General features: G+C 65.4%; 25 protein-coding genes and 1 tRNA gene. 12 read left to right on the top strand and 14 right to left on the bottom strand.

Annotation, left to right across the window (positions count from 1 at the left end; all coding sequences use genetic code 11):
* Window positions 1-18: 18 nt before the first annotated feature.
* Window positions 19-1146 carry an iron-containing alcohol dehydrogenase gene (locus HU230_RS23460; RefSeq protein WP_176529654.1) on the top strand — a complete coding sequence of 376 codons (1128 nt, stop codon included), beginning with the start codon at window positions 19-21 and terminating at the stop codon, window positions 1144-1146.
* A gap of 110 nt (window positions 1147-1256) precedes the next feature.
* Here the strand turns inward: HU230_RS23460 and HU230_RS23455 are convergent.
* A tRNA-Ile gene (locus HU230_RS23455) sits at window positions 1257-1332 on the bottom strand.
* 195 nt (window positions 1333-1527) lie between these two features.
* Window positions 1528-2496: a Bug family tripartite tricarboxylate transporter substrate binding protein gene (locus tag HU230_RS23450; RefSeq protein ID WP_224943469.1), complete on the bottom strand. Its 969-nt coding sequence runs from the start codon at window positions 2494-2496 to the stop codon at window positions 1528-1530.
* Between the two features lie 119 nt (window positions 2497-2615).
* Here HU230_RS23450 and HU230_RS23445 point away from each other — a divergent pair, with 119 nt between their 5' ends.
* Complete coding sequence (locus tag HU230_RS23445) at window positions 2616-3584, top strand: TAXI family TRAP transporter solute-binding subunit (protein WP_176529656.1); 969 nt, start codon at window positions 2616-2618, stop codon at window positions 3582-3584.
* Between the two features lie 84 nt (window positions 3585-3668).
* On the opposite strand, the gene HU230_RS23440 is transcribed toward HU230_RS23445, so the two are convergent.
* Window positions 3669-4880 (bottom strand): ABC transporter substrate-binding protein, encoded by a 1212-nt coding sequence (locus tag HU230_RS23440; protein ID WP_176529657.1) that lies wholly within the window; start codon window positions 4878-4880, stop codon window positions 3669-3671.
* A 183-nt stretch (window positions 4881-5063) separates the two neighbouring features.
* On the opposite strand from HU230_RS23440, the gene HU230_RS23435 reads away from it, so the two are divergent.
* Entirely contained in the window at window positions 5064-6185 is a 1122-nt protein-coding gene (locus tag HU230_RS23435; protein WP_176529658.1) for a molybdopterin-binding protein, read from the top strand.
* A gap of 9 nt (window positions 6186-6194) precedes the next feature.
* On the top strand, window positions 6195-8144 hold the full coding sequence (locus HU230_RS23430) for a molybdopterin biosynthesis protein (RefSeq protein ID WP_176529659.1): 1950 nt from the start codon (window positions 6195-6197) through the stop codon (window positions 8142-8144).
* A gap of 644 nt (window positions 8145-8788) precedes the next feature.
* Here HU230_RS23430 and HU230_RS23425 read toward each other — a convergent pair.
* Together HU230_RS23425 and HU230_RS23420 are read right to left on the bottom strand one after the other, a co-directional pair.
* A complete protein-coding gene (locus tag HU230_RS23425; RefSeq protein WP_224943467.1) occupies window positions 8789-9124 on the bottom strand; it encodes a hypothetical protein in 336 nt (111 codons plus the stop codon).
* A gap of 139 nt (window positions 9125-9263) precedes the next feature.
* Window positions 9264-11825 carry a fused MFS/spermidine synthase gene (locus HU230_RS23420; RefSeq protein ID WP_176529660.1) on the bottom strand — a complete coding sequence of 854 codons (2562 nt, stop codon included), beginning with the start codon at window positions 11823-11825 and terminating at the stop codon, window positions 9264-9266.
* A gap of 232 nt (window positions 11826-12057) precedes the next feature.
* Here HU230_RS23420 and mobB point away from each other — a divergent pair, with 232 nt between their 5' ends.
* From mobB to HU230_RS23400, 4 genes are all read left to right on the top strand, one after another.
* Complete coding sequence (gene mobB / locus HU230_RS23415; protein ID WP_176529661.1) at window positions 12058-12585, top strand: molybdopterin-guanine dinucleotide biosynthesis protein B; 528 nt, start codon at window positions 12058-12060, stop codon at window positions 12583-12585.
* A 56-nt stretch (window positions 12586-12641) separates the two neighbouring features.
* A complete protein-coding gene (locus tag HU230_RS23410; protein WP_176529662.1) occupies window positions 12642-12911 on the top strand; it encodes a sulfurtransferase TusA family protein in 270 nt (89 codons plus the stop codon).
* A 327-nt stretch (window positions 12912-13238) separates the two neighbouring features.
* Window positions 13239-14891, top strand: coding sequence for an OFA family MFS transporter (locus HU230_RS23405; protein ID WP_176529663.1), 1653 nt, complete (start codon window positions 13239-13241; stop codon window positions 14889-14891).
* Between the two features lie 89 nt (window positions 14892-14980).
* Window positions 14981-15259, top strand: a complete 279-nt coding sequence (locus HU230_RS23400) for a hypothetical protein (RefSeq protein WP_176529664.1) — start codon at window positions 14981-14983, stop codon at window positions 15257-15259.
* A gap of 359 nt (window positions 15260-15618) precedes the next feature.
* Here the strand turns inward: HU230_RS23400 and lon are convergent, their stop codons facing one another.
* The 3 genes from lon to corA all read right to left on the bottom strand — a co-directional run bounded on the left by lon (window position 15619) and on the right by corA (window position 19597).
* The gene (gene lon, locus HU230_RS23395; protein ID WP_176529665.1) at window positions 15619-17994 is read right to left on the bottom strand and encodes an endopeptidase La; all 2376 of its coding nucleotides are present in this window, start codon (window positions 17992-17994) and stop codon (window positions 15619-15621) included.
* Window positions 17995-18005: 11 nt separating this feature from the next.
* Window positions 18006-18413 carry an Hsp20/alpha crystallin family protein gene (locus tag HU230_RS23390; RefSeq protein ID WP_176529666.1) on the bottom strand — a complete coding sequence of 136 codons (408 nt, stop codon included), beginning with the start codon at window positions 18411-18413 and terminating at the stop codon, window positions 18006-18008.
* A 167-nt stretch (window positions 18414-18580) separates the two neighbouring features.
* Window positions 18581-19597 carry a magnesium/cobalt transporter CorA gene (gene corA / locus HU230_RS23385; RefSeq protein ID WP_176529667.1) on the bottom strand — a complete coding sequence of 339 codons (1017 nt, stop codon included), beginning with the start codon at window positions 19595-19597 and terminating at the stop codon, window positions 18581-18583.
* 264 nt (window positions 19598-19861) lie between these two features.
* Here corA and HU230_RS23380 point away from each other — a divergent pair, with 264 nt between their 5' ends.
* Entirely contained in the window at window positions 19862-20137 is a 276-nt protein-coding gene (locus tag HU230_RS23380; protein WP_176529668.1) for a hypothetical protein, read from the top strand.
* Between the two features lies 1 nt (window position 20138).
* Window positions 20139-20303: a hypothetical protein gene (locus tag HU230_RS23375; protein WP_171947520.1), complete on the top strand. Its 165-nt coding sequence runs from the start codon at window positions 20139-20141 to the stop codon at window positions 20301-20303.
* A gap of 9 nt (window positions 20304-20312) precedes the next feature.
* Here HU230_RS23375 and HU230_RS23370 read toward each other — a convergent pair whose 3' ends face one another.
* From HU230_RS23370 to HU230_RS23345, 6 genes are all read right to left on the bottom strand, one after another.
* Window positions 20313-21074, bottom strand: a complete 762-nt coding sequence (locus tag HU230_RS23370) for a slipin family protein (RefSeq protein WP_176529669.1) — start codon at window positions 21072-21074, stop codon at window positions 20313-20315.
* Window positions 21071-22468: an NfeD family protein gene (locus HU230_RS23365; protein WP_176529670.1), complete on the bottom strand. Its 1398-nt coding sequence runs from the start codon at window positions 22466-22468 to the stop codon at window positions 21071-21073. The genes HU230_RS23370 and HU230_RS23365 overlap by 4 nt, the downstream gene beginning before the upstream one ends.
* 122 nt (window positions 22469-22590) lie before the next feature.
* Window positions 22591-23520 (bottom strand): 4-hydroxy-tetrahydrodipicolinate synthase, encoded by a 930-nt coding sequence (dapA, locus tag HU230_RS23360; protein WP_176529671.1) that lies wholly within the window; start codon window positions 23518-23520, stop codon window positions 22591-22593.
* 9 nt (window positions 23521-23529) lie between these two features.
* On the bottom strand, window positions 23530-23784 hold the full coding sequence (locus HU230_RS23355; RefSeq protein ID WP_176529672.1) for a hypothetical protein: 255 nt from the start codon (window positions 23782-23784) through the stop codon (window positions 23530-23532).
* Between the two features lie 114 nt (window positions 23785-23898).
* Window positions 23899-24174, bottom strand: coding sequence for a hypothetical protein (locus HU230_RS23350; RefSeq protein WP_092116205.1), 276 nt, complete (start codon window positions 24172-24174; stop codon window positions 23899-23901).
* 13 nt (window positions 24175-24187) lie between these two features.
* Window positions 24188-24652: a hypothetical protein gene (locus HU230_RS23345; RefSeq protein WP_176529673.1), complete on the bottom strand. Its 465-nt coding sequence runs from the start codon at window positions 24650-24652 to the stop codon at window positions 24188-24190.
* Window positions 24653-24944: 292 nt separating this feature from the next.
* Between HU230_RS23345 and HU230_RS23340 the strand changes: the two genes are divergently transcribed.
* Both HU230_RS23340 and HU230_RS23335 read left to right on the top strand, forming a co-directional pair.
* On the top strand, window positions 24945-25973 hold the full coding sequence (locus tag HU230_RS23340) for an IS110 family RNA-guided transposase (RefSeq protein WP_176528479.1): 1029 nt from the start codon (window positions 24945-24947) through the stop codon (window positions 25971-25973).
* A 530-nt stretch (window positions 25974-26503) separates the two neighbouring features.
* A complete protein-coding gene (locus tag HU230_RS23335) occupies window positions 26504-26593 on the top strand; it encodes a K(+)-transporting ATPase subunit F (protein ID WP_016846764.1) in 90 nt (29 codons plus the stop codon).
* Window positions 26594-26643 lie beyond the last annotated feature (50 nt).

Raw genomic sequence — 26643 nt, 5'->3', positions numbered from 1 at the left:
CGCAACGGACGACAGGCCATGGCGCTGATCACCTATCTCACCACCATTCGCTTCGGCTTCGGCGAGGCGGACGCGCTCGGCGACGAGATCGCAGCGCTCGGTATCCGTCGGCCGATGGTGGTCACCGACCGCGGCATTGTCGCGGCCGGCCTGGCGGAGCGCGTGACCTCTCCGCTCGGCACTGCGCCTGTCGTGTTCGACGCGACGCCACCGAATCCGACCGAACGTGCGACGCTGCAGGCGCTCGCACGCTATCGCGAGGCCGGATGCGACGGCCTCGTCGCGCTCGGCGGCGGCTCGCCGATCGATCTCGCCAAGGCGGTGGCGCTGCTCGCCACCCATGCCGGCCCGCTGGCGCAATATGCCGCGATCGATGGCGGCGTCGCGCGGATCACCGCCGCCGTCGCGCCGGTGATCGCGATTCCGACCACTGCCGGCACCGGTAGCGAGGTTGGCCGCGCGGCCCTCATCACGCTCGAGGACGGCCGCAAGGTTGGCCTGATCAGTCCGCATCTCATCCCGGCGCGGGCGATCTGCGATCCGCTGCTGACGCTCCGCCTCCCGCCGGCACTGACGGCTGCGACCGGCATGGACGCACTGTCGCATTGCGTCGAGACCTATCTGTCGCCGCGCTTCAATCCACCGGCGGATGCGATCGCCCTCGATGGCGCGGCGCGCATCGTCGGCCATCTCAATCAGGCCGTGATGGCGGGCGATGACCGCGACGCCCGCGCCGAAGTGATGATGGGCGCGCTGCAGGGCGGCCTGTGCTTCCAGAAAGGCCTCGGCGCGGTGCACGGGCTGTCGCACGCGCTTGGCAGCCTCGCATCGCCGAGCCTGCATCACGGCACACTCAATGCGGTGCTGATACCTGCAGCGATGCGCTACAATGGTCCGGCGATCGCGAGCAAGCTGCCGCGGCTGAGGCTGGCGCTCGGTCTGCCCGAAGATGCCGACATCGCCGCGTTCTTCGACGCTCTCAATGCCGAGCTCAATCTGCCGCGCGGCCTGCGTGCCATGGGTGTGCCGGCCTCGGTGCTGGACGATATGGCGGAGAAGGCGGCGAGGGATCATTCCACCGCCACCAATCCGCGTCCTGTGGATGCCGACGGCTACCGCGCCATTTTCCAGGCGGCCTGGGAGTAGTTGACCGTAGCGAGATGATGTGGCGAGCGGCGATGCCGCAGGGCTCGATCGACGCGGCGCGCATGGGTCCCGGAGCCAGGGCTTTGATCTAATCAAGGCTTTGATTCGAATGGTGGGCCCGGCAGGACTCGAACCTGCAACCAGACCGTTATGAGCGGCCGGCTCTAACCATTGAGCTACAGGCCCCGCCGCCTTGCGGGCCGCGGGGCGCGGCCGGCAACGGTGCGGGCTCCGTTTACAGGGTGCGTGGGGTTTCGGCAATGCCACCCCCGGGCCCTGCGCCATCGCCGTCGTACCGCCACGTCGCACGGACGGCATCGCTGGAACACCGGCCCGGCAGCCATCTACCGTGACCATCCGGCGCGCTCCACGATCGGCGCCTCAGTCCACCGAGACGCCGGCGAACTCCACCACCTTGCGCCATTTCTCGGTCTCGTCGGCGACCAGTCTGCCGAATTCGGCCGGGGTCATCGGCTTCGGGATGCCGCCGACCTCGGCGAGACGCGCCACCAGCTTGGGGTCCTTCAGGGCCTCGCCGACCGCCTTGTTGAGGGTATCGATGACTTCCGGCGGCGTGCCCTTCGGCGCTGAAATGCCGTAGAAGCCGACCGCCTCGAAGCCCGGCACGGTCTCGGCGATCGCCGGCACGTCAGGCACGCCCGGCCAGCGCTGCGGCGAGGTCACGCCGAGCGCACGGACGCTGCCGCCGCGCGACTGCTCCAGTGCCGACGGCAGATTGTCGAAGATCAGCTGCACCTTGTTGGAGATGATGTCGGGGAAGGCGATCGCGGATCCCCGATACGGCACGTGCTGCATGTCGCACTTGGTCATCGCCTTGAACAGCTCGGCCGACATGTGCACCGAGGTGCCGTTGCCGGATGAGGCGTAGGCGATCTTGCCCGGGTTGGCCTTGCAGTAGTCGATGAACTCCTGAACCGTCTTCACGGGCATCGCGTTCGAGACCACCAGCATGTTGGTGAGCTGCATGATGCTGGCGACGGGGGTGGTGTCGCGCAGGAAGTCGTAGGGCAGCTTCTTGTAGAGCGAGGTCGAGATCGCGTTGTTCGGCGCGACGAACAAGAGCGTATAGCCGTCCGCCGGCGAATTGATCGCGGCGGCGGCTGCGATGTTGCCGCCGGAGCCGGCGCGATTCTCGACCACGAATTGCTGGCCGAGATGATCCGACAGCCACTGGCTCATGATGCGCGCCACGATGTCGACCGGGCCGCCGGCGGCAAAGCCGATCAGCCAGCGCACCGGGCGGTTCGGATAGTCGGATGCGGAGGAAGGCGCAACGGAGGCAAGGCAACAGATCAAGCCAAGCAACGCGGCACGTGCGAACCGGAACATCGTCTCTCCCGTCATTTTCTCGTGACTGTTGCCATCATGGTTTCACAAAACGCTGGCTTTGCCTACGACCCCGCCCGTGCGACGATAGTCGCGCTCATGTGCAATGCTTGAGGCTCGGGATGAAATTCGCTGTTATGATCTGCGCCGGCGCGCTGCTGCTCGCGGGCGGCGCGGCGGCGCAAGAGGGGAGCAAGACCATTTCCAAAACCACGATCAGTTTCGCCACGGCGACGCCGGGCGGCGGCTTTCCGCTCTACGGCAATGCCTTCGCCGAGGTGATGAACGCGGCCGATGCGACGCTGTCGATAGAGCCGCGCAACACCAAGGGCTCCAACGAGAACATCCCGCTGCTCGAGACCGGCAGCGTCGACATCGCAACCGTTGCGGGCGAGCCGTCCTATGAGGCCTTCATGGGCATCGGCCGGCCGAAGGCCACCAAGCTGAAGATCCTTACCGCGATGTATTCGAGCCCGGGCATGTTCGTGGTGCGTGCCGACAGCCCCTACAAGACGATCCAGGATCTGGTCGGCCGGCCCGTCGCGTTCGGCGCCAAGGGCTCCGGCCTGCCGATCCTGTCGCGCTACATCCTCGACGGCATCGGGCTGAAGCAGGACGAGGACTTCAAGTCGATCTATCTCGATCGCGCCGGCGATGGCCCTGCGATGGTCGAGGACGGCCGCGCCGCGGCGCTGTGGGGTGCCGGCATCGGCTGGCCCGGTTTCAGCAAGATGGCCGAGAGCGCGAGCGGCGCTCGCTTCATCGCGCCGACCGCGGACGAGATCGCCCGCATCCGGGCCAAGCACACGTTTCTGAAGCCGCTGACGATCCCGGCGGGCAGCTATCCGAAGCAGAGCGAGGCGATTTCTTCGGTCGGCTCGTGGAGCTACATCCTGGTGCGTGAGAGCCTGCCCGACGATGTCGCCTACCGGCTGGCGAAGACGTTGCATGGTGTCGAGGCTGATTTCTGCAAGAAGCTCGCCCAGGCTTGCGAAACGACGGCAGCGAACACCGTCGCCGCCGCGCCCGATATCAATCTGATCCACCCCGGCGTGCTCAGATATTTTCGCGAGATCGGGGTGACGAAGTGATCTTTGCGGAGACGTTATCGCGTCTCCGCAAAGGTCATTCCGGGATGGTCCGAAGGACCAGACCCGGAATCACTGCTTGCGCAGTCACTTCTTGATCAGCGGACAGGCCGGGTCCGGCGGGCCGAACGCGTCCTCGCCCGAGATCTTGGCCAGGATCTTGTAGTAGTCCCACGGATATTTCGACTCGGCCGGGGTCTTGACCTGCACCAGCCAGAGATCGTGCACCATCAGATTGTCCTCGCGCAGTCTGCCGTTGCGGGCGAAGAAATCCTCGACCGGCTTTTCGCGCATCTTGGCCGCAACCTTGAGCGGATCGTCGGTGCCGCTGTCCTTGATCGCGTTCAGATAGGCGGTCACCGAGGAGTAGACGCCGGCCTGCCACATCGTCGGCATCCGGTTCATCTTGGCGAAATAGCGCTTCGACCATTCCCGGGTCTTGTCGTCCATGTCCCAGTAGAATGAGGTGGTCAGCAACAGGCCCTGCGCGGCCGACAGCCCGATCGAGTGGACGTCGGTGATCAAGGCCAGCAGCGCCGCCATCTGCTGGCCGCCGGCGAAGACACCGAACTCGGCGGCGGTCTTGATCTCGTTGGTGTTGTTCGGCGGTCCGCCGGCAATGCCGATGATCTTGGCCTTCGAGGCCTGCGCCTGCAGGATGAATGACGACAGATCGGGCGTCGCAAACGGCGGCCGCACCGCGCCGAGCACCTTGCCGCCGTTCTTGGTCACGATCGCGGAGGCATCCTTCTCCAGCGAGTGGCCGAACGCGTAGTCGTCGGTGATGAAGAACCAGCTGTCGCCGCCGCGCTTCACTACCTCCTGCGCGGTGCCGACCGCGAGCGCGCGGGTGTCGAACACCCATTGCATCGCATAAGGCGAGCAGAACTTGCCATGGAAGTCGGTCGCGCCGGTCGAATGCGTGATGAACAGCTTCTTCTTCTCGTTGGCGATGTTCTGCACCGCGAGCCCGACCGCCGAGACCGGCACGTCGACGATCAGATCGACCTGATCGACGTCATACCAGCGCCGCGCGATGGTCGCGCCGATGTCCGGCTTGAGCTGGTGATCGCCGACGATCACCGAGATTGGCTTGCCGAGCACCTTGCCGCCGAAATCGTCGACCGCCATCTGCGCGGCGGTGACCGAGCCCTGTCCGGTCGGCGTCGAGGCCGGGCCGTTCATGTCGGTCAGCACGCCGATCTTGACGATGTCGTCGGATACCTGCGCCGATACGGCCGAGGAGGCCAGCAGCGCGGCTGCGAGCGTCCCGAACATGGCTAGTCTGGTGGCGATCATTCTGTCTCCCTCCTCAATTGGCGCATTGGCCATTATGGTTGTGCCGGGCCTCCGGGACCCGGTCATATTGGTTTCTTTTGCAACTACTTTGGGGTCCGCGTCAACGCGCCATCGGTCTAATGGCGGTGCCCCGGCACGGCGCAAGCCGGTTTCTTTCGGGGCCGATTCAGTCCATAGCGGGCCATGATCACCGCCCAGCGCCTTCCGGCTTCGCTCACTCCGCTCGATGCGGCGCTGGCCGCCGTGCTGCGCGACCTCGCGCCGGTCCAGCCGATCGAGCTGCCGCCGGCCGATGCACTGCGCTGCATTGCAGCCGAGATGCCGGCCTTGCGCGCCTATCCGCCGCACGATGTCGCCGTCAGCGACGGCTGGGCGATGCGCGCCAATGACCTGGTCGGCGCGTCGTCCTATGCGCCGCTGCCGCTGGCCGGACTCCCGGTCTGGGTCGCGGCCGGCGCGGCGATGCCCGATGGCACCGACTGCGTGGTCGATGCCGATGCCGTCGACACCTCCGGTCCGCTTCCGCAGGTGCTCGCCGAAGCCATCCCGGGGCAGGGCGTCCGGCGTGCCGGCAGCGACATTGCGGCTGGGCGTGCCGTGATGCCGGCGGGAGAACCGCTGCTGCCGCGCGACCTGCTGCTCGCGCGCGCGGCCGGACTGGAGCTGTTGCGCGTCCGGCGGCCTCGGCTTCGCATCGTCAACATCTGCAATGGCCAGCTGACCGCGCAACTGATCGCTGACACCGCGCGCCTCGCGGGCGCTGAGATCGTCTATGCCGAGGCGGCGCCCGATGTGGGGGCGATTGCAAACGCGCTCGAGGCAGATGGTTGCGATCTCATCATCACGATCGGCGGCACCGGCGTTGGTCACAACGATGCGGCGGTGAATGCGCTGGCGACGCGTGGAGCGTTGGTCGCGCACGGCATTGCCCTGCAGCCCGGGCGCACCACGGCGGTCGGCCGGATCGATGCAACGCCGGTCGTCGCCTTGCCGGGCGCGCCGGATCAGGCTTTCGCGGCCTGGTGGGCGATTGCGCTTCCGGTGCTCGATCGCCTGTCGGGCCGGCGCCAGCGCAAATCACTTGCCCTGCCGCTGGAACGCAAGATCGCCTCCGGCGTCGGCATCGCCGAGGTCGTGCTGCTGACGCGTCGGCAGAGTTCTCAACAGGGTTTTTGGGCGGTGCTTGCGATCGGGGACCTGTCGCTCGATGCCATCGCGCGCGCCGAAGCCCTTCTGATCGTGCCTGGCGCCGCCGAGGGTTTTGCTGCGGCCACGGTTGTCGATGCCTATATGTTGCGGGAGTGAGTTCCCGAGATGACCAACACGTTCACGCCGAAACCCAACCCATCCGTCGAGCAGGATCAGTTCCTGACCATCCTGTCGCGCGAGGAGGCGATCGCGCGCTTCGAGGCGGCACTGTTCCCGCGGCAATTGCCGTCCGAGACGCGGCTGCTCGCTGACGCGCTCGGGCGTGCGCTGGCGGAGGACGTGGTGGCGCCGATCGACGTGCCGCCGTTCGATCGCTCCAATGTCGACGGCTTTGCGGTGCGCTCCGCCGATCTTGCGTCCGCCAGCGAAGCCACGCCGGTGCAACTCGCGCTGAACGACGAGATCATTTCGTGCGGCACCGCGCCGACCCGGCCGGTGCTGCCGGGCACCGCGACCGCGATTGCGACCGGCGGTCCGGTACCGCGCGGTACCGATGCGATCGTGATGGTCGAGCACACCCAACCCGCCGGCAATGGCGCCATCGAGGTCCGCCGCGCGGCGTCGCCCGGGCAGTTCGTGTCCTATGCCGGCTCCGACATCGCGCGCGGCGAGGCGCTTTTGCGCGCGGGAACGATGATCCGGTCGCGCGAGATCGGCATGCTCGCGGCCTGTGGCATTGCCGACGTTCAGGTGGTGCGCCGTCCGCGCGTTGCGATCCTCTCCACTGGCGATGAACTGGTGCAGCCGGGTGAGACGCTGCGGCCGGCCGCGATCTACGACACCAATGGCGCGATCGTCACCGCGGCGATTGCCGAGAATGGCGGTGATGCGGCGTTCCTTGGCGCGATCGCGGACAATGAGGCGATGCTCGAAGCTGCGATGCGCAAGGCGCTGGCGGACAGCGACATGCTGGTGCTGTCGGGCGGCACCTCCAAGGGTGCAGGCGACGTCTCGCACCGGATCATCACAAGGCTCGGCAAGCCCGGCATCATCGCGCATGGCGTGGCGCTGAAGCCGGGCAAGCCGCTGTGCCTTGCGGTCTGCGACGGCAAGCCGGTGATCATCCTGCCGGGCTTTCCGACCTCGGCGATGTTCACCTTCCACGACATGATCGTGCCGGTGCTGCGGCGGATGGCCGGCCTGCCGCCGCGCTCGGATGCCAGGGTGGCGGCGAAAGTGCCGGTGCGGATCGCCTCCGAGCTCGGACGTACCGAGTTCGTGATGGTGTCGTTGGTCGAAGGCGCCGACGGCCTGATCGCCTATCCCAGCGGCAAGGGCTCGGGCGCGATCACCTCGTTCGCCCAGGCCGACGGCTTCCTGAAGATCGAGGCGCTCGCCGACCAGCTGCCGGCCGGCAGCGACGCCGAGGTGGCGCTGTTCACGCCGCATGTGCGGGTGCCCGATCTCGTCATCGTCGGCAGCCACTGCACCGGGCTCGATCTCGTCACCGCGCCGCTGGCGCAGGCCGGCCTTGTGGTGCGTTCGATCGCGGTCGGCAGCCTCGGCGGCCTCGCCGCAGCCAAGCGTGGCGAATGCGATCTCGCTCCGATCCATCTGTTCGACGACAAGACCGAGACCTACAACACGCCGTATCTGTCCGACGGCCTCGAGCTCGTGCCGGGCTGGCGGCGCATGCAGGGCATCGTGTTCCGCAAGGACGACACGCGCTTTGCGGGCTTGAGCGCGGAAGAGGCGGTGCGCGCCGCGCTCGCCGATCCCGCCTGCATCATGGTCAACCGCAACCAGGGCGCCGGCACGCGTATCCTGATCGATCGCCTGCTGGCAGGCAGCCGGCCCGACGGCTACTGGAATCAGCCGCGCTCGCATAATGCGGTCGCGGCCGCGGTGGCGCAGCATCGCGCCGACTGGGGCATGACCATCGCCCCGGTCGCGCGCGCGTCCGGGCTCGGTTTTATTCCGCTTGCCGAAGAGCACTACGACTTCGCGTTGGTGACGGCGCGCAAGCAGCGGCCGGCGGTACAGGCCTTTCTCGACGCGCTGGCATCGGACGAGGGCCGCGCCGCGTTGACGGCGGCAGGGTTCAGGCCGGCGTAGCGGCGATTGTTGGCGTCTGCTTGGTAGATTCAAGAACGCTGCAGACACCACCGCTGTCGTCCCGGCCTGCGCCGGGACGACAGTGAATGTGTGGCGCGGCCGCGGAGTCATGGACTCGCATTCTCGCGACATGATTTGTCCGAGTTTTGCTTCTTGCTTCGCCCTCTCGCTTGGCAGAGGGCGCAGGGAAAGCCGGGTGCCGATCGCACCCATGGGCCCCGTGCAAAGGTAGAAAGCACGGGGGTAGGACCACAGGTGTAACCGGAAACAACCCGGCTTTCCCTGCGCGATGGGTTACGGCTTACTTCGTGCTCTCCCCGGCGAGACTGGGCTTGCTTGTCACCGTCTTCACAACGCGCATCGCGCAATGCGAAAAGACACCTACCACTAGGGCGTCAGGACCACACGACTTCACCGTCCGCTTCACATGCTTTCGTCTCCAGCATGATCAGCGTCCACCGCATCTCACCGCAACACCCGTGACGATGCGCAGCGCCCCTCGATCGGGTGAGACAGGTGGATTCATACACGGAGTTTGTTTTCTGATAAAGCGAAATATTTTTGCGTGCGAGGATTGACAGGTTTTTGCTGAGTTGCCTGTCGGGTTGTTTTGCCGCAGGTCTCGGTGCGACTGCGGATCCGGCTCAGTGCCGCATGGCCGTCTCAACGAACTCCAGCACGGAGCGCGGGACCTCATCGTATTCGACGAAGCGGCGCCGAAGCTCGTCGGCAATATCGGTCGTGACGTCGCGCGACCATCCTTCGCTGGTATTGAAGGCCACGATGCGGACCGGATGGCTGTAATGGTCATCCAGCAGGCGGCGGATCAACGTTTTCCGGTCGCTGCCTTCTTCATCGGTTTCGCACCAGGCGCGGCCAAGCCGGCCAAAATCGTTCAGCACCAGATAGGTGTCGTGGTCGATTTGGTGCGGCACGATCGAAGGTGAGCGAGGCATGGCTGGTGCTCCGGCACCGCACATTATCGTGTTCCGGTCGCCCCGTGCATTGGAAACTTCGAGGTATATCCGCTGGATAGTCGGATGGCGCGTGGCGTGATCGATCCTGGGGACGCCCGGCGACGGCACCGGCTTCCAGTGGCCCTCTTAGGAGGCTGCCCGATCACTCGCGCAGCTTGCGGTCCAGGAAGCCGACATAGGAATTGTGCGGGTCCAGCTTGACGGCCAGGCGAAGCGCGGCACGGGCGGCGGACTTGTCACCCTCAGCCGTGGCTTGGTGCTCATCCAGAATCGCATTGGCCACCGTGCGCGCGGTGTCGAGACGGGCCTCGTCGATGGATTTGTCGGCAAGATAAGTTTCCACGGGCTCGCGGAGGCGCTTCAGTTCGTCCACGCCGACCGAACTCAGCGGATACCAGTTGTAATATTCGAGACGCGGCCGATCATCCGTGAGGCTCGGCACATCCCTGACAAAGGCCGCGAGCTTTTCATCAGCGGCGATGAACGTCGCGAGGAAATCCTCGGGCGAGCGCAGGCCGTTGGCTGTCAGGTCTTCAGCCACCCCAGGCTTCGACATGCGCGTGGCGAGCACGCGAGGATCGATTTTCAGCGGTTCATCGGAGGCGATGGCCACGCCTTCCATTCTGGACGGCAACCACAGGGAGACGTGCTTGAACTGGCCCATCATCGCCTTGAGGATCATCTTCGGAAGAATGCCGCGGTTGAAATCCAGCGGCACCCATTGCGCGAGAACGGCGCCGGGGCGCATCTTCTGCTTTGCCAGCGCATAGAATTCCTCTGTGTAGAGGTTGATGACGCCGGCGTCATGGGGCGGCGGGGGCTCGAGGGTGATGACGTCGAATGTCTCGTTTGTCCCCAGCAGGAAATGGCGCCCGTCCGCGACGATCTGATGGACCTTGGGATTTTGATAGAACTGCTTGTTGATCGGCACGAAGCGGGGCGCAAACTCGAAAACCGTCGAGGCCAGATCGACCGCGTCGATGGATTGTAATTCCTGATGGGTGCTGACCGCACCCACGGTGGTGCCGGTCCCGATGCAAATCACGACCGCCGTTTCAACCGGGCCCGGGTGCAGCAGAATGGGATAGTGCCCCATCGCGGCCATGTAGCGTCGGCCCTCCGGACGGTTGTTGGCATAGCTCTTCGAATTCACCACCAATTGCTGATAAGTGCCCGCCGCCTTCTCGCGATACTCGACCACCGCAAATGTTGCTTGTTTGGTCTCGCGCAGCTCGAGGACATTGCCGCCTTCGATCGCGGTCAGGACCCGTTCCAGATAGTGTGGGGTGAAGAGCAGGAGCGCTGCAGCGATGATGCTTGCGGCGACTGCCCCTTGCCGCCACAGGCTCCTCTCCCTCAGAAGACCCGGTTGCGATACGGTCGTCGCGACAAAGAGCAGGACGTTCAGAACGATCAGGGCGGTGAGCGCCCCCTGGCTGCCTAGATAGGGGATCAGAAGAAACCCTGCCGACAGGGAGCCCACCACGCCGCCAATCGTGTTCAAGGCGTAGAGCGTGCCGATTCGACGGCCCAGCGCGCTCATCTGCATCACCGTCAGTTCGCTGGCCAGGGGAAAACTGATGCCGATCAGCGTGGTCGGCAGCAACAGGGCAACGGCACAGATCAGGAAGAATGAAACATCACCTCCCAAGAGCTCCTGCGCCGGGACTGGAACCAGGCCCGATACGATGGGGGACAGCACGGCTTCCACGCTGCGCGCCTTGCCGAGGATTCCGACGGTCAGCGTGGCCGCAACCGCGATGAGCAGCTGTGTTACGGCGAAGTATCGCAGCAGTTGATCCTTGCGGGGTGCGAGCACCCTCGCGCAGATCAGGGCGCCGATCACCAAGCCCAGCAGGTAAACGCCGAGCATGCCGGAGAAGGCGTAAACGCTCGAGGTGCTGACATTGGTCAGGAAGCGGAACCAGACGACTTCATAGGCGATGGACACGAAGCCGGAGCACGCGAAGATCGCGATGAGGATGGACGTCCCGCGATGCCCCGGCCCGGCGGTTTGCACCGGCGCTTCCGCCGTGACCGGCGACAGCGGGCTTGCGCCGCGCGCGAGGAGCAGGGCGACGCCGCCGACGCAGACATACAGGCCTGCTGCGACCAGGCTCGATCCGGTGATCCCCCAGAAGCCCATCAGGACAAAGCCGACAGCCAGGGTGCCGATCGCGGCGCCCAGGGTGTTGAACCCGTAGAGCAGGCCGATGCGATTGGCCAGGTCGGTTTGCGAGCGGGTCAGGAATTTCACGAGGAAGGGCAGGGTTGCGCCCATCAGCATCGTCGGCAGCGACAGGATGGCGAGCGACAGCGCGACCATGAGAGGCAACCGGAATGGGGACTCCAGGTCCAACATGGGCGACAGCCAGCCCACCCATGTCGACCAGTGCGACAGGAACGCGGTTACTGCCAGGGAAACGACTGCGAGCGCAAGTTCGAGAAAGCCGTAGATTTTCAGGGGGCGGCTGACAGTGTCGGCGATCCGGCCCCCGAAAGCGCTGCCCAGGGAGAGACCGAAAAAGAAGCTCGCCACCGTTACGCTTACGGAGACGGTCGCGCTTCCCAGCACGAATTGCAGTTGCTTGAACCAGAGAACCTGGAGGATCAGGGATGCCGCGCCCGATGCCAGGAAGATCGCCGTGACCAGAGCCCTGTTCTTCAGGCTTATGGCGTCTCGAACACCATCACGATTGGGCACTGGACAGGCCTCCCATTGATCGGGAGAACTGGTACGGCAAATGCCGTTAATATTGCCCTTATGGGGCGGCCCGGTCGCGTCCGCGCTGCCGCGGGCGCAGCTGCTCCAGGGGTTTCCGAAGGCGATCCTCTTGGGGGCCTGAACGATCGCCAGCCGCCGGCGGGGCTGGCATGACATTGCGTCAAGGCTGATATAAGCAGCATTGGACGTTATATGTCTGCGGAGATTGCGCATGAAAGTGATAGGCCTCGCGGGGTGGAGCGGTGCCGGCAAGACCACGCTGCTGTCGCGGGTGATCCCCTATCTGCTGGGCCGGGCCTTGCGCGTCTCCGTGATCAAGCACGCCCATCACGAATTCGATGTCGACATTCCCGGCAAGGACTCCTGGGTGCACCGGCAGGCCGGCGCGACCGAGGTGCTGGTGTCCTCGACGCGGCGCTGGGCGCTGATGCATGAGCTGCGCGGCGCCAGCGAGCCGCGGCTGCCGGAACTGCTCGCCAAGATGGCGCAGGTCGACCTGGTGGTGGTCGAGGGATTCAAGCGCGAGCCGGTCAACAAGATCGAGGTATATCGCGCCGCCAACGGCAAGCCGCTGCTGTTCCCCGACGACCCGCGCGTGGTCGGGATCGCCAGTGACGTCGCGATCGAAACCAGGCTGCCGGTCGCGCATCTCGACGACATCGAGGACGTCGCCGAATTGATGCTGCGCTCCGCCATTCCGGTCGACGACGTGCTCGCTTCGGCCGCGGCGGAAAGCTGACAGGGCGAGAAGGAGCCGCCGTTGACGATACTTGACGGCTTCGCCATGGTCGAACCATGACCACGACAAAGCTCGATCTCACCGGCCTGAAATGCCCGCTGCCCGCGCTGAAGACGCGCAAGGCCCTGAAGAGCGTGACGGCGGGAGATTTCCTCGAAGTGCACTGCACCGATCCGCTTTCGGTGATCGATATTCCGGCCCTTATCCAGGAGACCGGCGACAAGGTCGAGATCACCGAGCGAAGCGACGTCCGGATCGTTTTCCTGATCGAGAAGGCGAATGGAATGATAGAGAATTCAAATGCTGCAGCGCCGCGTACGCGCTAGATCCGGCTTGATATCTACCTTTTGCCTATCGACACCTATTTTCCATTCTGCGCGAATTGATAATCTCCGCCGGATTGCGGAGATTGAGCTGTGCCCGGATGTGGGCACATCGACGCGCGACGGCGGGCCTGCGTCCAGATCAGGGACGACGGCACGGGTGGGCATATCCGGTCGTATTGGGGGTTAGCATTTGCGGAATGCGCATGGTTGGTCCCGGCGCATCGAGGAAATGAGCGGAGCAGCCGCCTGACGGTGGCCGCAAAGGGCTGAGACGGGATCTAAGACGCAGATGCGCCCGACGTAACGGCGGCTGCAGGGGAGGAGTCAATGACCACAGTGAGCAGCGCCGCACGCGTATCCGCGGCAGGTGCGGGTTTCCTCGACAAGGAACACACGATCGCGACCGCCGGCTTCAACCGCTGGCTGGTGCCGCCGGCGGCGCTGTGCATCCATCTGTGCATCGGCATGGCCTATGGCTTCTCGGTGTTCTGGCTGCCGCTGTCGCGGGCGATCGGGCTGACCGCGCCGAAGGCGTGCCCCGATATCTCGCTGGTCCAGGAATTGTTTACGACGACTTGCGACTGGAGGGTCGCGAGCCTGGGGTGGATGTACACTCTGTTCTTCGTGTTGCTCGGCGTCTCCGCCGCGATCTGGGGCGGCTGGCTCGAGAAGGTCGGTCCGCGCAAGGCAGGCTTCGTCGCGGCGTTGTGCTGGGCCGGCGGTCTCGTGATCGGCGCGCTGGGCGTCTACACGCACCAGCTCTGGCTGATGTGGCTCGGCTCCGGCGTGATCGGCGGCGTCGGTCTCGGCCTCGGCTACATCTCGCCGGTGTCGACGCTGGTCAAGTGGTTCCCCGACCGCCGCGGTATGGCGACCGGCATGGCCATCATGGGCTTCGGCGGCGGCGCCATGATCGGCGCGCCGCTCGCGGACAGACTGATGAATTATTTCAAGACCCCGACCTCGGTCGGTGTCTGGGAAACCTTCCTCGTCATGGGTGCGATCTACTTCGTCTTCATGATGATCGGCGCCTTCCGCTATCGCCTGCCGCCGAGCGGCTGGCAGCCGGACGGCTGGACACCGCCCTCCAAGACCAACGCGATGATCTCGACCAAGAACGTCCATCTCGACAACGCGCACAAGACGCCGCAATTCTGGCTGATCTGGTGGGTGCTGTGCTTGAACGTGTCGGCGGGTATCGGCGTGATCGGCATGGCCTCGCCGATGCTGCAGGAGATCTTCGCCGGCAAGCTGATCGGGCTGCCCAATGTCGGCTTCAACGCGCTCGACGCGTCGCAGAAGGCGCAGATCGCGGCGATCGCTGCCGGCTTCGCCGGCCTGCTGTCGCTGTTCAACATCGGCGGCCGCTTCTTCTGGGCCTCGCTGTCGGACAAGATCGGCCGCAAGAACACCTATTACACGTTCTTCGTGCTCGGCATCGTGCTCTACGCGCTGGCGCCGACCTTCGCAGCGATGGGCTCGAAACTTTTGTTCGTGCTCGGTTTCGGCATCATCCTGTCGATGTATGGCGGCGGCTTCGCCACCGTGCCGGCCTATCTCGCCGACATGTTCGGCACCCAGTTCGTCGGCGCGATCCATGGCCGTCTGCTGACGGCGTGGTCGACCGCGGGCATCATCGGTCCAGTCGTGGTGAACTACCTTCGCGAATTCCAGCTCGCCGCCGGCGTGCCGCGCGACCAGCTCTACAACACCACGATGTACATCCTGTGCGGCATGCTGATCGCCGGCTTCATCTGCAACTATCTGATCAAGCCGGTCGATCCGAAGTGGCACATGAGCGACGCCGAGGTGGCCAAGCTGCAGGCGGCGACGGCGACCGGCGGCAACGGCGCGACCGGATCGTTCGGCATCGGCAAGGGCGGTCTGGACGGCAGGGCGGCGCTGTTCTGGCTGTTCGTCGGCATTCCGCTGGCTTGGGGCATTTACATGACGCTGCTTAGCGCGGTCAAAATCCTCTGATTGCGACCATCATCGCCGCGTGCCGCCGATTCCCGGCGCCCGCGGCATTCGCTCTATTCCTTGAACAGAAATCGGATTGGGGGATTTCAATGTTTCGCACCCGGATTTGCCTTGCCGCCGCGCTGCTCGCCGTAGGGCTTCATGCTGTGTCAGCCCAGACCGCGGCGCCGACCGCGCCGGCACCAGCCGCCACCACTACGGCCAAGCCGTCGAAGCTCAAGCTGACGATGGAGAAATTGAAGGCCATGAAGGAGCAGTGGCGCGCCAACAAGCCCAAGCTCAAGGCCTGCCGCAAAGAGGTAAAGCAGAAGGGACTGACCGGCGATGATCGCTGGTTCTATATCTCGGACTGCATGGCCAAGACCTGAGAACAAGACCTGAGAACCGGCTGCTCCGATTTGAATGTGTTGAGCGTTGAGTTGAGAGAGCCCGCCGTGCGGCACCCCTCTCCCTAACCCTCCCCCGCCAGGGGGGAGGGAACCCTTCCGCCGGTGACTCCCTTACACGCGCGCACATCAGCGGCCGTCGAAAACAAGGTTGGTGCTCATAACGCTTCGTCTGCGTTGCCGAGCAATGTACTTCCAAGCATCGTTCGTGCTCGTCCGGCGCAGCGTGAGGTGAGCACGCTCGTCAGGCTCCCTCCCCCCTTGCGGGGGAGGGTCGGGGAGAGGGGTAAGCCCAGGGCGAGATGATTGGCGTGGAGCTTCATCCCACCGCCAGCCAGCGGTCACTCTGCTGCGGCCGGTGTCGCCTTGGCGGGCTCCAGCGCCGCCGCAATCGCATCGTCGACGCGCTCCAGCCAGATGAACTCGAGCTTGGCGCGGGCGCCGGCGGGGATGTCGTCGTAGTCGCGCTTGTTGCGCGCCGGCAGCATCACCCGGGTCAGGCCGGCGGCCGCGGCGGCGACCACCTTCTCCTTGATGCCGCCGACCGGCAGCACGAGGCCGCGCAGCGAGATCTCGCCGGTCATCGCGGTGTCGCTGCGCACGGTGCGATCGGTCAGGAGCGAGGTGAGGGCGGTGAACATCGCAACGCCCGCGCTCGGGCCGTCCTTCGGCGTCGCGCCGGCGGGAACGTGGACGTGGATGTCGCTCTTCTCGAAGACGGCGGGGTCGATGCCGAGTTGGGAGGCGCGGCTCTTCACCAGCGTTAGTGCGGCCTGCACGCTCTCGCGCATCACGTCGCCGAGCTGGCCGGTGATCATAAGCGCGCCGCGGCCCGGCGTGCGCGAGGCCTCGATGAACAGGATGTCGCCGCCGACCGGCGTCCAGGCGAGCCCGGTTGCGACGCCCGGAATGCTGGTGCGCATCGCGATCTCGTTCTCGAACCTGGGCTGGCCGAGCAGCGACACGATGTCCTTCGGTGCGATGGTGACATGGCTGGTGCTGCCATCGGCGATCTGCACCGCGACGTTGCGCAGCACCTTGCCGATCTCGCGCTCCAGATTGCGGACGCCGGCCTCGCGGGTGTAGCTCTTGATGATCAGCCGCAGCGCATCCGGATCGATCTCGACCTGCTCGGCCTTGATCCCGTTGGCCTCGAGCTGGCGGCGCAACAGATAGCGCTTGGCGATCTCGAGCTTTTCGTCCTCGGTGTAGCCAGGGAGGCTGATCAGCTCCATGCGGTCGAGCAGCGGTCCGGGGACGCCGTCGAGCATGTTGGCGGTGGCGATGAAGACGACGCGCGAGAGGTCGAACGGCACGCCGAGGTAATTGTCGCGGAAGGTGCCGTTCTGCTCGGGGTCGAGCACTTCGAGCATCGCGGCCGACGGATCGCCCTGGATGCCGCGACCCATCTTGTCGATCTCGTCCAGCATCATCACGCAATTGCGCGCTCCGGCCTTCTTGATCGCCTGGATGATGTTGCCGGGCAGCGCGCCGATATAGGTGCGGCGATGGCCGCGGATCTCGGCCTCGTCATGCACGCCGCCGAGCGAGACGCGGACGAACGGCCGCGACATCGCGCGCGCGATCGATTGCCCGAGCGAGGTCTTGCCGACGCCGGGCGGTCCGAGGAAGCAGAGGATCGGCGCCTTGCCGCCGGGCGCGAGCTTGCGCACCGCGAGATATTCGATGATGCGGCTCTTGATCTTCTCCAGGCCATAATGGTCATGGTCGAGGATCTTGCGCGCCTCGGCGATGTCGATCGGCTTCTCCTCGGGGATGCTCCAGGGCAGGTCGATCAGCCAGTCGAGATAGCTGCGCACCATGCCGGATTCGGCCGCCGCCTCCGGCATCCGCTCGTAGCGGCGCAATTCCTTCTGCGCCTGGCTCTCGGCCTCCGGCGGCATCTTGGCGTCCGCAATTGCCTTGGTCAGCTCGGCGACCTCGGCGGCCTTGCCGTCGCCTTCGCCGAGCTGGCGCTGGATGGTCGCCATCTGCTCCCGCAGGATCGCTTCGCGCTGCCGCTCGTCGAACACCGCCTTGGTCTTCTGCCCGATCTCCTGGCTCAGCCTGAGCACCTCGATGCGCTCGGCAAGATGCCGCGAGACCTTGTCCATCCGCGCCACGAGATCGACGGTTTCCAGGATGTCCTGCTTTTCCGCCGGCTTGATGTCCATGTAGGAGGTCGCAAGATCAGCCAGTGTCGCCGGCGAGGTCGCGCCCTGCAGCGCGGCGATCAGCTCGGGCGGCGTCTGCGGCAGTAATTGTGCGGCCTCCAGCGCCTGGCGCTGCAGATTGAGGAAGCGCGCCTCGATCTCGGGCGAGGTGGTGGTCGGCTCGGGGATTTGCAGCACGCGCGCCGCCAGGAACGGCGTGCCGGGCAGATAGTCGAGCACGCGCATGCGCTGCACGCCCTGGCAGACCAGGTGATGGCTGTCGTCGGCGCCGGTGATGTAGCGCACGATGTTGGCGATGGTGCCGACGCGGTAGAGCCCGTCGGGGCCGGGATCGTTGGTCTCGGGATCACGCTGCAGCAGGATGCCGATCGGCCGCTGCTCGCGCACCGCCTGCTGGGCCGCGGCAATCGAGGTGGCGCGCGCGATCGTGATCGGGATGATGACGTCCGGAAACAGCACGGTGTTGCGCACCGGGACGATGATCGTTGCGTCGCTCGGGATCGGCGCCGAACTCGCCGGATTTGAAACGCCTGAAGCAGCCATGTCGAAATCCCTCAGCTCGATTTTCCGAGCCGCAGGCCGACGCAGCCATGCGCGGCAAAGCGGCTGATGGTGTAGCGCCCGGTCGGCAGCGCGATGCGGCGCTCGAACCGGCCCTGCGGCAGCTCGAGGCGCAGGATGCGGGCGTTGCGGAGCTCGGCGGGCAGGATGCGGCGGCCCGAGATCACCAGCGTACCGCCGTCGAGTGCGGCCTCGACCTCGTCGGGATCGACCCCCGGCAGCGCGACCAGGATCAGGATTTCCTCCTCGGTCTCGATCACGTCCATCGGCGGTTCCCAGCTCGGCTCGCTGCCGCCCGCGCGCGGGTGCAAATTGAGGAAGCTCTGGTGCAATCGCTCGGCGCGGGCGAGCGCCTCGATCGCATCCGTCAGCATCCAGTTGGTCTGATCCTTGGGCCGCATGGGCACTCTCCACGTCGCATTGGGAGGCGACGTTACCGGTCTTGCAGCCGACCGTAAACCGCCCCCGGGCGAGGCCGTTCGAGGCTAAAATTGTCCGAAATCCCGCGATTTGCGGCGGCGCGCGACGCGCTGCCCGGACCGGAATGGCTCGATGTTCGGATCGCCGCCTACAGCCAGCCGGAACGCCGGAATCGCCAGAACAGCCCGCCGCATACGACCAGCATCAGGCCCATCACGACGAAATAGCCGTACTCCCATTGCAGCTCCGGTATGTACTTGAAATTCATGCCGTAGATACCGGCGACGGCGGTCGGCACCGCAACGATCGCAAGCCATGAGGCGAGCTTCTTGGAGATCGCCGTTTCCTGCGCCTGACCGACGAGCAGGCTTGCTTCAAACGCAAAGGCGAGCACCTCGCGCAGCGAGTCGATCCGTTCCTGGATGGTGCGGACGTGATCCGTGACGTCGCGGAACAGGGGCCGCATCGTGTCGCGCACCATCGGCAGATCGTCGCGTTCCAGCCTGCGGCAGACCTCCACGAGCGGTCCAATCGCGTTGCGCAGACGCAGCAGATCCCGCCGCAGCAGATAGAGCCGCTCGATCTGCGCCCGCGTCATCGCGCTCGCCAGCACTTCCGCCTCCATCGCCTCGACCTCGTCCTGGATCGTCTCGAGCACCGGCGAGTAGTTGTCGACGATGAAATCGAGGATGGCATAGAGGATGTAGTCCTCGCCGCGGGCAAGCGCGCGCGGGCAGCTCTCGCAGCGCTCCCTGACCCGCGTGTAGGATGTCGAGGCGCCGTGTCGGACCGAGACGATGTATCCCTCGCCGACGAACAAATGCGTCTCGCCGAATGCGATACTTTCGCCGTCGAGCTGCGCGGTGCGGGCCACGATGAACAGCGCATCGCCGTATTGCTCGATCTTCGGCCGCTGATGCGCGTGATCCGCATCTTCGATGGCGAGGTCGTGCAGCTGGAATTGCCGCTGCAAGCTGCTGAGTATTGCCATATCGGGTTCGTGCAGGCCGATCCACACGACGTGATCCGGCTTGTTGCGCCAGTCCGCCGCTTCATCGATCGCGATATTGGCAACGCGCCGTCCCTCGACGTAGACGCCTGCCGCGATGACGCCATCGGAGAGGACGGGCCCGGCGGTCGCGACAGTTGGCGATGCGAGGTTCATGATCTCTCCCCTCGACGCGGTTATCGAATCCGCTTGACGACAATTCACGATCAAAAGGCTAGCACCGAATGGGCGCTGGTCAACACGCGCGGGTCCGTCCTGTTCCGACGGTCCGGGGGCGCCCCGTCACAGCAGGCGGCGCGGCCGGTCTTTATACGGCGCCTATGCCGCATCGCTGCGGGTCCTCTCGAATTCCTACGGCCGTCCCAGCATGTTTGGCGTGACGCGGTGCGCTCGCGCGCGCCGCCAACAGGAGGGTGGGACATGACCTTGCTCCATTACCACGATGTCCGGCTGCATGGTTCGGCCGGCGCTGCGCCCCTGGCGCTGCGGCGGATCATCCGGCGGATTGGCCTTGCTTTCAGAACCATCCACCGCGCCATCGCCGCCGCCAAGATCCATCGGTTGCGCAACGAGCTGTTGCTGCACCGCGGTCATGAGGACTGGGCGCGCGCCAATCTCAATGTCGGCATGCTCGGCGGCGATGCCGAGAAATATCCCCGGGCGCCGGTCGTGCTCGGCGAGAAGTGGGACTATTGAGATGCGCGCAGCTTCATTCATCGCTGCCCTGCTGCGCCGCGCCGCGGAAGGGATGCTGAAATTCCTCGCCTGGATCGGCGAGGAGCCGATCAGCGGCTACCGGCCCGAGGCGCATTACATGCGCGGCCCGGGTCCGGCGTGGCGGGCCAAGCATCACGGGCACTAGCAAACCGGATTACGTCGTTCCACCTCGTGGCGTCAGGTGATCGAGCAGGTTCATCGGGAGCGGGAAGACCACGGTCGATGAGCGTTCGCCGGCGATATCATGCAGCGCCGCGAAATAGCGGAGCTGCATCGCCTGCGGCTCCTGGGCGAGGATCCGGCCGGCCTCGACCAGCTTCTCGGCAGCCTGCTGCTCGCCCATCGCATTGATCACCTTGGCGCGCCGCAGCCGTTCCGCCTCGGCCTGCTTGGCGATCGCCCGCACCATGGTTTCGTTGAGATCGATATCCTTGATCTCGACCGCGGTGACCTTGATGCCCCAGACGTCGGTCTGCTTGTCGAGGGTCTCCTGGATATCGGCATTCAACTTGTCGCGTTCCGCCAGCATCTCGTCGAGCTCGTGCTTGCCGAGCACCGAGCGCAGCGTGGTCTGGGCAAGCTGGCTGGTCGCAGCCATGTAGTCGCCGACCTTGATGATGGCGCGCTCGGGGTCGACGATGCGGAAGTAGAGCACGGCGTTGACCTTGACCGAGACGTTGTCGCGGGAAATCACGTCCTGCGGCGGCACCACCTGTACCATCACCCTGAGATCAACCTTCACGATCTGCTGCACCACCGGAATCAGGATGATGAGCCCGGGGCCCTTCACCCCTGTGAAGCGGCCGAGCGTGAAGGTGACGCCGCGCTCGTATTCGCGCAGCACGCGCACGGCCTGGGTCAGGAAGATGATGACAAGCAGGACGACCGCCGCATAGGTGAAATAATCAAGCATCATGCTGTACCTCCTTCGCCGGCGGAAGCCGGCGCACGCCGCACCACCAGCGTCAAATCGACGATGCTGGCCACCTCGACCGTCTCTCCCGCCTTGAACGTCTCGGTGCCCCGCGCCTGCCAGCGTTCGCCATTGGTGAAGACGTGACCCGTGGTCTCGGACCAGTCGAGCACCTCGGCCGGTAGCCCGCGCATGGCTTGCGCGCCTGTCCGCAGCAGACCGTTGCGCGCGCGGCGCAGCGCCCCGAGCACGACGAGAATGAGGCCTGCGAACATCGCCGCGACGATGCCGACGAGGGGCCATGACAGGTGGTATCCGGGCGCCTCGATCCGGAACAGCATGGCGGCTCCCAGGACAAAGGCGACGACGCCTCCGAGGCCGATCACAACGGTCGGGTTGAAGGCTTCGATCGCGAGCAGCGCCATCCCGACCAGCATCAAGGCGAAGCCGGCATAGTTGATCGGCAGCATGTTGAGCGCGTAAAGGCCGAGCAGCAGGCAGATCGTGCCGACCACTCCGGGCGCCACGGCACCGGGGGACATGAATTCGAAGATCAGGCCGTAGATGCCGACCATCAGGAGAACGAATGCGATGTTGGGGTCGGTGATTACAGCAAGCACGCGCGAGATCCAGTTGGGATCGATGGCTTCGATCACGGCATCCTTCGTCGCCAGGCGTTGTGTCTTGCCGCCGGCAAGCTCCACCGTCCGGCCGTCGATCTGCCTGAGCAGGTCGGCCGGATCATGCGCAGTGAATTCGATGACACGGGCCTGCAACGCGGCGTTGGCGGAGAGGGTGGCGGCATCGCGGACCGCCTTCTCGGCCCAGTCGGCGTTGCGGCCGCGCAGTTCGGCGAGGCTGCGGATGAAGGCGACGGCATCGTTCGTCACCTTCGCCGTCATGGTATCCTTGGTCGTGGACGAGCTGTCGCCGTCCTTCTGGTCCTTGCCGTCCTTGTCCGGGGTGCTGCCCGGCAAACCTGGCATCGGGCCGCCGATCTGCACCGGCGTCGCCGCGCCGATATTGGTGCCGGGCGCCATGGCCGCGAGATGGGTCGCATAGAGAATATAGGTCCCGGCGCTCGCTGCATGGGCGCCGGAGGGAGCAACATAGCCGATGACGGGAACGGGCGAGGCCAGCACGTCGGTGATGATCTCGCGCATGCTGCTGCTGAGACCGCCCGGCGTATTCAGGCGCAGAATGACGATCTCGGCGTGCCGCTCGGCGGCCTTTGCCAGGCCGTCCTTGACGTAGCTGGCCGATGCCGGCCCGATCGCTCCGTCGATTGAAATGGTCAGGGCAAGACGGTTGTTGTCCGCGGCCGTACCGGGACCAATGGAAACAACCAGAGCGACCAGGGCGATCGCCACAACGAGAGCCGCCTTGAAGGTCTGCACGGCAAGCACTCCCTTGCCGGGGATATGGGATGCCGTTCCGGAACCTCAATATGGCGCGGTGTCACGGTCGCCGTTCGCTGATCCATTGTGCATCGCGATGGCTGGCGTCGGGTCGGTAAAGCTCACTTCGCAGCGGCGAGGTACTCGTCGGCAAGCTCAGCCATCGCCTGCGCGAGCTCGGCCTTTGCCGTTGTACCCAGTTGCACGATCGGCAGCCGCGTCACCGGCTGCATGAACCCCAACAGCGCCAGTGCGAATTTCAGGGCGGCGGGATGCTCGCGCTCCAGCAGCGTCGCGAGCGGGACCAGGCGCTGATGCAGCTCGCGCGCCTGATACAGCCGGCCCTCACGCAGGTGCCGGGCCACCGCCACGCACAGATCAGGCGCGACGTTCGAGACCGACGAGATGCAGCCATCACCGCCGGCGGCGATATAGGCGAGCGACACGGTGTCGTCGCCGGTCAGCATCCGGAATGTCGCCGGCAGGCGTGGACGCAGGCGCCTGAGACGGGCGACGTCGCTGCTGCCATCTCGCAGTCCAATGATGCGCGGCGATGCTGCGAGCTCAACCAGCGTCTCGTCCGCGAGGCCTTTCACCGTCCGCGCGGGAATGTCGTGCAGGATCACGGGCAGTGTCGTGGCGGCGGCGACGGCGCGGAAATGCGCCGCCATGCCCCGCGGCATCGGCTTGTTGTAATACGGCACGACCGACATGATGGCGTCGGCGCCGGCCGCTTCCGCCGCGCGCGCGAACGTGACGGCACGATCCGTCGCGTTCGACCCGGCACCGGCGATGATGCGGACCCGCTTGCGCGCGACACTGGCCGCGATGCGAACCAGCTGCGCGCGCTCCGCGGGCTCCAGCGTCGAACTTTCACCCGCGGTCTCGCCGACCACCAGCGCCGAAGCGCCGGCGGCGATCTGGCGCTCGCACAGCCGGCCGAACGCATCAGCGTCGATCTCGTCCCGGTGGTTGAAGGGGGTCGGAAGATCGGGGATGAAGCCTGACAGCCACGCCGCCGAATCCGCTTTCGAAGTGACTTTCGCAGTCATGGGAGTGGCTCAGGCCACGCGGCTTGCGGGGAGGGGCGCGGTTTCGCCGCGCATATCGAGCTCGAGCTCGCGCGACAGCTCGACGATCATTTCGGGGTGCTGGCCGTTCTCGAACAGCGCGTATTTGACGGCCTGGGCGCGGTTGACGAACAGGCCGCCATAGAGGCCGTTCTGCTGCTGGGCGACCCACTGGCCGCGGTGATTGCGGCCGATGAAGACAATGGTGGACACAGCGCTACACGAGGGAGGTTCGACGAGTTTCACGGTGATAGTCCTTCAGGTGGAAGTCACGCGTTCAATGTCTGTTTTGCCGGATATGAAATCGAGCGCGACGGACGGCCGACTTCATAGGAGCGGCATAGGATTTGAGGGGGTGGCTTAGATGTGCTGGACGATACCGGTGCCGAGCGCGCACAGCGCGACATAGGCGGTCATCTCGTCCCAGTGATTGAGGTTTGCCGCGAACGGCATCTCGCGCTTGACGAGGCCAGCGAGCGCGCAGATCAGCGCCGACATCCAGAGCAGCGTGACGAGGCCTCTGCCGAAGCCTGCGCCCGCGAAGACGGCGAATCCGATCATGATGGCAAGCCGGAAACCGAACCGGACCATGACCTGGACCGACTGCAGCTGCTGCGGCAGTTGCTTTGCGTTCACGACGGCGCCGCCATCAGCCGATATTGTCGACCAGCATCGGCTCGTAGAGCGAGCTGATGCCGCGACGGACGGTGGGCACGCTGGTGCGGTTCTCGGGTGTCGTGATCCGCTGCGCCTCGACGAAGGCGCTGAGGATCGCGAGCGCAAGATCCGCATGGTGGGCCTCGATCGATTGGTCGAGCCAGTCGGGCAACTCGCGTTCGCGCGACAGCGCGCAGTGCCACTCGCCCTCGTCATAGACCAGGCGGCGGATCTGCCATTGCGGCAGCTCGAGATCGAGCAGCGCGATCGCGGCATCGGTCCAGGCGCCGGACTGGATCAGGCGCTCGACACGGGCGGTCTTGCCGCTTTGTCCGACTGAGGGAAAGCGCCGGCAGGTCTGGCTGATGATCTCGGCCATGAAATCGGCGGTGACAGCATGGGCATCGCGGAGCCGGTCGCCGAGGTCGGTGGAGGTGGGTTGGGATAGCACGGACATGGCGTCATCTCGTCGAAGATGCGGCCGAAGGTATTGGCCGCAGGCCAAAAATGGCGCGATGGCCATTTGAAAACGAGATGAGGCGAGGGGCGGAGATATAAGGATTCCATAAAGATCATGCGTCGTCCCGGCCTAGTGCGCAATTGCCATAGCCACCGAATCTGCTTGTGAGATCAGGCTGGGGCCCCAGCCATCGCAAAACTTGGCCCTGTGGTTGATGGTGTGGACGGCCCCCTACGGCATCAGTGTGCCAGAATGAGGTTGTTGTAAATCTCAGACAAGGAGACCGTCCGTGAGAGAGATTATCCGTATTGGGATGGATACGTCGAAGCATATTTTTGTGCTGCATGGAGTTGACGCGGCGGAACAGCCGGTGTTGCGCAAGAAGCTGTCGCGCAAGCAGGTGCTTGAGTTTTTTGCCAAGCTTCCGCCGACCGTGATCGGGATGGAGGCCTGCGGGGCGGCTCATTACTGGGGGCGCGAGCTTGGCAAGCTTGGCCATGAGGTGAAGCTGATAGCGCCGCAGTTGGTGAAGCCTTATGTGCTGCGGAACAAGAACGACGGGCGAGATGCGGATGGGGTGTGCGAAGCGATGGGCCGACCGCGGATGCGGTTTGTGCCGGTGAAGAGCGCCGAACAGCAGGCCGCGCTGATGCTTGCAGGTGTCCGCGATGGGCTGATCGGCCGCCGTACCCAGCTCAGCAATGCGATCCGCGGCTACGCGGCGGAGTTTGGCCTGATCGCGCCGAAGGGGTTGGACAAGATCGAGCCGCTGTTGGCCCGGATCACGCAGGACGAGAGCGTTCCCGCTATGGCGCGCGAGCTGTTCGCCATGCAGGGCCGTGACTATGCGCAGTTGCAGGGTGAGCTGAAGGCGGTCGAGGCCAGGCTGCTGGCCTGGCACCAGGCCAACGCCACAAGCCGTCGTCTGGCCCAGATCCCCTCGGTCGGTCCGATCATCGCGACCTCGCTTGTGATGAAGACGCCGGACCCGCACGCCTTCCGCTCCGGCCGCTTGTTCGCGGCCTGGCTCGGCCTGACGCCCAAGGACCATTCCACCGCCGGCAAAACCAGGCTCGGCAAGATCACCCGCGCTGGCGACGAGACCCTGCGTCGCCTGCTCGTGGCCGGGGCGACCGCGGTGATCCGGCAGGCAAGGCTCGGGCGCGGCCACCCCTCGCGCTGGCTCGTGGCGTTGCTCAGGCGCAAGCCGCCGAAGCTTGCGGCCGTGGCGCTCGCCAACAAGGTGGCCCGCATCGCCTGGAAGCTGATGGCGACCGGCGAGAGCTATGATGCCGCACGCATGAACGCTGTCACCTAACAGGTCGGCCGGCCGGACGTAGCGCTCGCCGGACGAACCGGAGCTGCAAGAGCAGATGGAATGATCGATCGATCCAGAACGCGAGACAAGCCGCGGGACCCATTGGCCTTCACAAGGTCGCCAGGTTGTTTGGCACTCGCGTCGCGGAAACCATCTTGGCCCAGCGATCAACACGATCGCATCAAACAGGCCGGACATATGGATGACAGCGATCCGACCAATCCCAGAAAGCTCTTGTGCCACGGGGGCCGTCCACATATGGGTCCCGGCCTTCGCCGGGACGACGGCGAAGAGCATCCGTCGCACTTATAGAATTCCTATAACGTCCTTATGCGTCACATCTCGAAAACCTATGCCCCGGATGGCACCTCACGGTGATCCGGCGCGGAGCGCTTATACGGTCGCCCGCGCCCCTCGGACGCATAGGAGTCTCTCATGATGGACATTCTCATGGCGGCGCTCGCGATCGGCTTCTTCGCGGCCGGCATCGGATATGCCTACGCCTGCGAACGGCTTTAAGGGAGGCGGCGATGATCTTCGATTACTCGCTCGCCGGCCTCGTCTCGCTCGGCCTGCTGTTCTACCTCACCTACGCACTGCTGCGGCCCGAACGCTTCTAGGCGGCCCGCGATGTCAGCGCTTTGCACAATTCTGTTGGCCGACGCGGTGC

This window comes from Bradyrhizobium quebecense (genome assembly GCF_013373795.3).
Classification (GTDB): domain Bacteria; phylum Pseudomonadota; class Alphaproteobacteria; order Rhizobiales; family Xanthobacteraceae; genus Bradyrhizobium; species Bradyrhizobium quebecense.
This window is presented reverse-complemented; position numbering and strand designations above follow the sequence as displayed.